The 6,000-nt window shown below is 71.8% G+C and carries 6 protein-coding genes; 5 read left to right on the top strand and 1 reads right to left on the bottom strand.

Going from position 1 to position 6,000, the window contains the following annotated elements; all coding sequences use genetic code 11:
• Positions 1-138 precede the first annotated feature (138 nt).
• Together phoR and phoP are read left to right on the top strand one after the other, a co-directional pair.
• Entirely contained in the window at positions 139-1,407 is a 1,269-nt protein-coding gene (gene phoR / locus ACZ4XD_RS33890; protein WP_468048613.1) for a two-component system sensor histidine kinase PhoR, read from the top strand.
• Between the two features lie 5 nt (positions 1,408-1,412).
• Positions 1,413-2,084 carry a two-component system response regulator PhoP gene (gene phoP, locus ACZ4XD_RS33895; RefSeq protein WP_465270490.1) on the top strand — a complete coding sequence of 224 codons (672 nt, stop codon included), beginning with the start codon at positions 1,413-1,415 and terminating at the stop codon, positions 2,082-2,084.
• A gap of 163 nt (positions 2,085-2,247) precedes the next feature.
• On the opposite strand, the gene ACZ4XD_RS33900 is transcribed toward phoP, so the two are convergent.
• Positions 2,248-2,877: a copper chaperone PCu(A)C domain-containing protein gene (locus ACZ4XD_RS33900; RefSeq protein ID WP_468048616.1), complete on the bottom strand. Its 630-nt coding sequence runs from the start codon at positions 2,875-2,877 to the stop codon at positions 2,248-2,250.
• An 840-nt stretch (positions 2,878-3,717) separates the two neighbouring features.
• Here ACZ4XD_RS33900 and ACZ4XD_RS33905 point away from each other — a divergent pair.
• The 3 genes from ACZ4XD_RS33905 to ispF all read left to right on the top strand — a co-directional run bounded on the left by ACZ4XD_RS33905 (position 3,718) and on the right by ispF (position 5,878).
• On the top strand, positions 3,718-4,200 hold the full coding sequence (locus ACZ4XD_RS33905) for a CarD family transcriptional regulator (protein ID WP_003953493.1): 483 nt from the start codon (positions 3,718-3,720) through the stop codon (positions 4,198-4,200).
• Between the two features lie 414 nt (positions 4,201-4,614).
• Positions 4,615-5,361 (top strand): 2-C-methyl-D-erythritol 4-phosphate cytidylyltransferase, encoded by a 747-nt coding sequence (gene ispD, locus ACZ4XD_RS33910; RefSeq protein ID WP_042147066.1) that lies wholly within the window; start codon positions 4,615-4,617, stop codon positions 5,359-5,361.
• Positions 5,354-5,878, top strand: a complete 525-nt coding sequence (gene ispF / locus ACZ4XD_RS33915; protein ID WP_468048621.1) for a 2-C-methyl-D-erythritol 2,4-cyclodiphosphate synthase — start codon at positions 5,354-5,356, stop codon at positions 5,876-5,878. Before ispD ends, ispF begins: the two co-directional genes overlap by 8 nt.
• Positions 5,879-6,000 lie beyond the last annotated feature (122 nt).

The raw sequence follows: 6,000 nt of genomic DNA on the forward strand, positions 1-6,000 counted from the left end.
CCGGCGGGCGGGCGCACGCTCCGCACCGGCCTCCGGAGTGAACCGGTGTGGACGCCACGGTGAACTCTGGGCGACGGCTGTTCGTGCGGGCCCTCGCACGGCTGGGGAAGTGTCCGACCCGGCGCATAACCTGGAGTCATGAACGTGGATGCGGCCGTCGCCGCAGTGGCAGCGATCGCCGGATTGTGCACCGGCGTCTTCGCCATGCTGGCGTTCCGCTGGAGCGAGCGCGACCAGGCCAAGCCCACCCGCAGCTCGCTGCACACGGAAGCCGCGCTGCCGCCCGGCGTCGACACCGTGCTCTCGGTGCTCCGCTCCTCCGCCGTGGTGCTCGACGAGGCCGACGCCGTGGTCAAGGCCAGCTCCGCCGCGTACGCCCTCGGCCTGGTCCGCGGCGGCAAGCTCGCCGTCGAGCCGATGATGCAGATGGCCCGCGACACCCGCAGGGACGGGGAGATACGCCAGGTCGAGCTGGATCTCCCGCGCCGCGGCACCGGCCGCGGCGAGGCCCTCGCGGTCTCCGCCAGAGTCGCCCCGCTCGGCTCCCGGCTGGTCCTGCTGCTGGTCGAGGACCTCACCGAGGCCCGCCGCATAGAGGCCGTCCGCCGCGACTTCGTGGCCAACGTCAGCCATGAGCTCAAGACGCCGGTCGGCGCGCTGTCGCTGCTCTCCGAGGCCGTGATGGACGCCAGCGACGACCCCGAGGCCGTCGAGCGCTTCGCCGGCCGGATGCAGAACGAGGCCACCCGCCTGACCAGCCTCGTCCAGGAGCTCATCGATCTCTCCCGGGTGCAGAACGACGACCCGCTGGAGGACGCCGAGCCGGTCCGGGTCGACGAGCTGGTCGCCGAGGCGATGGACCGCTGCCGCCAGCAGGCCGGCGCGAAGCAGATCACCATGGCCGCCGGCGGGACCGCCGACCTCAGCGTCTGGGGCAACCGCGGCCAGCTCGCGGCGGCCCTGGGCAACCTCGTCGAGAACGCCGTCAACTACTCCCCGTCGCGCACCCGCGTGGGGATCGCCGGACGCCGTGTCTCCGCGCCCGGCGGCGACCTGATCGAGATCGCGGTGACCGACCAGGGCATCGGGATATCCGAGAAGGACCGCGACCGCGTCTTCGAGCGGTTCTACCGCGTCGACCCGGCGCGCTCGCGCGCCACCGGCGGGACCGGCCTCGGCCTCGCCATCGTCAAGCACGTGGCCGCCTCGCACGGCGGGGAGGTCACGGTATGGAGCGCCGAGGGTCAAGGCTCCACCTTCACCCTGCGTCTCCCGGAAGCCGGGGCCGTACGCGACCGCGAACGGCCCGCCGACCTCTCCGCGGAGGGCCTCGACGACGAGGACCGCCCGTACGAGACCTTCAACGATCCGCTCCCTGCTCACCCAGCCCCGGAGGTCCTTCCGTGACCCGAGTGCTTGTCGTCGAGGACGAGGAATCGTTCAGCGATGCACTGTCGTACATGCTTCGCAAGGAGGGCTTCGAGGTCGCCATCGCGGCTACGGGCCCTGACGGACTGGACGAGTTCGAGCGCAACGGCGCCGATCTCGTGCTGCTGGACCTGATGCTGCCCGGCCTGCCCGGCACCGAGGTCTGCCGCCAGCTGCGCGGCCGCTCCAATGTCCCGGTCATCATGGTGACCGCCAAGGACAGCGAGATCGACAAGGTCGTCGGCCTGGAAATAGGAGCCGACGACTACGTCACCAAGCCCTTCTCCTCCCGCGAACTGGTCGCCCGTATCCGCGCCGTGCTGCGCCGCCGCGGCGAGCCGGAGGAGGTCGCCCCGCAGGCCCTGGAGGCCGGCCCGGTCCGGATGGACGTGGACCGCCATGTCGTCACGGTCGCCGGCGGCAAGGTCGATCTGCCCCTGAAGGAGTTCGACCTCCTGGAGATGCTGCTGCGCAACGCCGGCCGGGTGCTGACCCGTATGCAGCTCATCGACCGGGTCTGGGGCGCCGACTACGTGGGCGACACCAAGACCCTGGACGTGCACGTCAAGCGGCTGCGCGCCAAGATCGAGCCCGACCCGGGCGCACCGCGCTACCTCGTCACGGTCCGCGGCCTGGGCTACAAGTTCGAGCCGTGAGCCGGCCCGCGCAGCCGTAAGCAGTCCCGTGCAGCCGTGAGCCGGCCCGTGCAACGGTGGGCCGCGCCGCGCGGCTGCGCGCCACTACGCGCCAGGGGCGCCCCTCCGGACCGGACGGGCGCCCCTGACGCGTAGTGGTGACGGCCTGCCGCCGTCGCGCGGCTCAGTCCTCGGCGTGGTCCGCCGCGGCGGACGGCTTGCCGGAACCGGACGGGGAGGCCGACCCCGACGGCTTGCCGGAACCGGACGGCGACGGCGAGCCGGACGGCGACGGCACCTGCGAGGGCCCGTAGCCCTCGAAGTAGTTCTTCGCCGGGACGACGTAGGCGTTGATCCGCACCTGGCCGGTGGAGCTGAACTTGAAGGTCAGCGGCTGCGCGTTGCCGTCCTGGACGGCCTCGCGGCCACTGGCGAGGACGGCCGAGGGGTTGCCCTCGCCGCCGATCACGACGGAGCCGCCGGCGGGCACGGTGACCGGGCCGGAGCCGTGGTCGGCCGGCGCGAGCTTGGCCGTCTGGCCGGTGCCGTCGACGGAGATCGCGGTCAGCTTCTGGTCCTTGGCGCCGCTGTTGAACACCGTCGCGGAGACCACGGCCGGGCCCTTGGCGTCCACCTCGGGCTGGGTGATCACGTTGGCGTTCTGGATCTTGATGTCGCCCACGGAGGTCGCGGCGTTGTCCGGCTTGACCGCAAGCGTCTGGGCGTCGTTCCCGGCCCCGCACGCGGACAGCGTGGCGATCGAGAGCGAAAGGACGGTGGCGGCGAGGACGCCGCGTCGAAGGCTGCGGCTCACGGCGGCGGCATCTCCTTGACGAGCTACGGCGGCCGAACGTGCTTGCCCGGTCGCGGATGGACGGCTGGGGCGGCCCTCCGTACGCGTCATGACGACGGGTGCGTAAAGCCGCCCTAAGGGTGTGTCAGCGCCGCTAGGTTACCGAGCCGCCCTCGCGCCGCCGCACCCGACCCGCCCCCAGCGCGATCAGCGGCCCGCCACCGCCGCCCGGGCCCCGTACCACCGCCCTCGACACGCGGCCCCGAACGGGAGCCGACGGCAGCCGGAGGACCCCGGGAAGCGGCGCGAGAGCGCACCGCGAAACGGGCGCCGCACGCGGTACACGGAGCGACCCGCGGAACCGCCCATGGAACCGCCCACGGAACGGTTCGCAGAGCAGGCGGAGTCGAGAACGTTCTCAAGAACGGGCATGAATTTTCGGCAAGCGGCCGTTCGGGTGGTGAGCGGCTGGTTTCCTTCCTGGGAAAAGCAGTATTCGCAGGGAATGTGCAGGGCTCGCGGAATTGATCACACTCTTCGCCCGCCGGTTCGTGATCAATTCCAGAATCCGTCCCAAGAGGCCCCTGAGCAGCCGAACGGAGTACCGGAACTCGCTCGTGTGGATCCGTGCAAACCGGGACGTTCGGCCTGTTGATCATCGCCTTCCCGGTGTGTGACGGGCATGTTTCCGCTCACCCGTGCAGCCCCTCCGACCTGCGAATTCCCGTCTCCCGAGACCCCTCGCAGCACGTTCCGGTCGCTGTTGTCAAGCCCCGAGATATGCCCTGACCTGCGAAAACGCCATTCAGAACGGCCCGTTCCCGTGTTAGCATGGATAGCCACGGAAGGGGTACCTGTCACATGACGTTCAAGGTTGGCGACACCGTGGTCTATCCCCATCACGGGGCCGCGCTGATCGAGGCCATCGAAACTCGCCAGATCAAAGGCGTGGACAAGACCTACTTGGTGCTGAAGGTCGCCCAGGGCGACTTGACTGTTCGTGTGCCAGCGGACAATGCGGAGTTCGTCGGCGTACGCGACGTGGTTGGTCAGGACGGGCTGGACCGGGTCTTCGAGGTGCTTCGCGCACCGTATGCCGAAGAGCCCACGAACTGGTCCCGTCGCTACAAGGCAAATCTTGAGAAGCTCGCTTCCGGCGATGTGATCAAGGTTGCCGAAGTGGTGCGTGACCTGTGGCGGCGTGAGCGTGAGCGCGGCCTCTCCGCCGGTGAGAAGAGGATGCTCGCGAAGGCGCGCCAGATCCTGGTGAGCGAGCTCGCCCTCGCGGAGAACACCAACGAGGACAAGGCCGAGGCCCTGCTCGACGAGGTACTCGCGTCCTGACGACGCTGAAGCGTTGGCCATGCCCGGCGTTGGCGCCATCCAACGCAGGTGAATCCAACGCCAGGAAATCCCGTCCAAGGAAATCCTACGCAGCGACGACGTAGCAATGCCGCGGTGCCCGAGTGACGACCGATTCCCCGAGGGGAGCGGTCCGTTGCCGGGCGCTGCGGCATATCTGCGGGTGTTGCGACGGATCCAAGGGGGGCGACCAACTGGTCCCGGCGAGGACCACCGCCCCCCTGTGACGTGCCGGGCCCGGGCAGCTGGCTCGACCGATGTCACGGAAGGGTCCGGTCAAGGCGTCGCGCCCGGCACTCCCCCCGTAGGGGGCACGCCCAGGCCATACCCACCTCGTCCGAGGAAACAAACCTGTCTGCGTCAATTCCGGGCTCGCCCCGGACTCCGGAGCCATCGATGTCAGATCCCTCCCGTCCCCTCCGCACCGCCGCGGTGATTCCCGCCGCCGGCCGTGGTGTCCGGCTCGGTCCCGGCACCCCCAAGGCGCTGCGCACCCTGGGCGGCACCCCCATGCTGGTGCACGCCGTCCGCGCGATGGCCGCCTCCCGCGCGGTCTCCGTGATCGTCGTGGTCGCCCCGCCCGACGGCGCCGCAGAGGTCAGCCGCCTGCTCGACGAGCATCCGCTGCCGGAGCGCACCGACCTGCGGGTCGTCCCCGGTGGCGGGACCCGCCAGGAGTCCGTCCAGCTCGGTCTGGCGGCGCTCCCGGACACCGTCGACGTGGTGCTGGTGCATGACGCCGCGCGGCCGCTGGTCCCGGTCGACACGGTCGACGCGGTGGTGGCCGCCGTCCGCGCCGGTGCGCCCGCCGTCGTCCCGGCGCTGCCGCTGGCCGACACCGTCAAGCAGGTCGATCCGCAGCCGCAGGGCGCCCCCGAGCCGGTGGTCGGCACCCCCGAGCGGGCGCTGCTGCGCGCCGTACAGACCCCGCAGGGCTTCGATCTGGCGACCCTGCGCAAGGCGCATGACACCGTCGTCGAGGGCGAGGGCGCCACCGACGACGCCGGGCTGGTCGAACGGCTCGGATCGCCGGTCGTGGTCGTTCCCGGCCACGAGGAGGCGTTCAAGGTGACCCGGCCGCTGGACCTGGTCCTGGCCGAGGCCGTACTCGCCCGCAGGAGGGCCACTGATGGCTATGTCTGAGCCGATTCCCGCCGGGGCCCCCGCCGCCCCGCTGCTCCCGCTCGTCGGCGTCGGCACGGATGTGCACGCCTTCGAGCAGGGCCGTGAGCTGTGGTGCGCCGGGCTGCTCTGGGACGCCGCGGAGAGCGACGGCTACGGCCTGGCCGGCCACAGCGACGGCGATGTGGCCGCCCATGCCGCCTGTGACGCGCTGTTCTCGGCGGCCGGCGTCGGCGACCTGGGGGCGCACTTCGGGACCGGCCGCCCCGAGTGGTCCGGCGCGTCCGGGGTGACGCTGCTGGCCGAGGCCGCGCGGATCGTGCGGGCCGAGGGCTTCACCATCGGCAATGTCGCGGTGCAGGTCATCGGCGTCCGCCCGAAGGTCGGCAAGCGCCGGGACGAGGCCCAGAAGGCGCTGTCGGCGGCCGTCGGGGCCCCGGTCTCGGTCTCCGGCACGACCTCGGACGGGCTGGGCCTGACGGGCCGCGCCGAGGGCCTGGCCGCCGTCGCCACGGCGATCGTCTTCCGTACGGCCTGACCCGTTTCCCGCAGGGCCCGGACCGGCGGACGCGGGGGGGGGGGGGGGGGGGGGGGGGGGGGGGGGGGGGGGGGGGGGGGGGGGGGGGGGGGGGGGGGGGGGGGGGGGGGGGGGGGGGGGGG

The sequence above is a fragment of the Streptomyces sp. NPDC029466 genome (assembly GCF_055574515.1).

Excerpts from the sequence above, each read along its gene's own strand:
- ACZ4XD_RS33905 (WP_003953493.1), top strand. The coding sequence starts at position 3,718 with ATGACGTTCAAGGTTGGCGACACCGTGGTCTATCCCCATCACGGGGCC.
- ispD (WP_042147066.1), top strand. The coding sequence starts at position 4,615 with ATGTCAGATCCCTCCCGTCCCCTCCGCACCGCCGCGGTGATTCCCGCC.
- ispF (WP_468048621.1), top strand. The coding sequence starts at position 5,354 with ATGTCTGAGCCGATTCCCGCCGGGGCCCCCGCCGCCCCGCTGCTCCCG.
- phoR (WP_468048613.1), top strand. The coding sequence starts at position 139 with ATGAACGTGGATGCGGCCGTCGCCGCAGTGGCAGCGATCGCCGGATTG.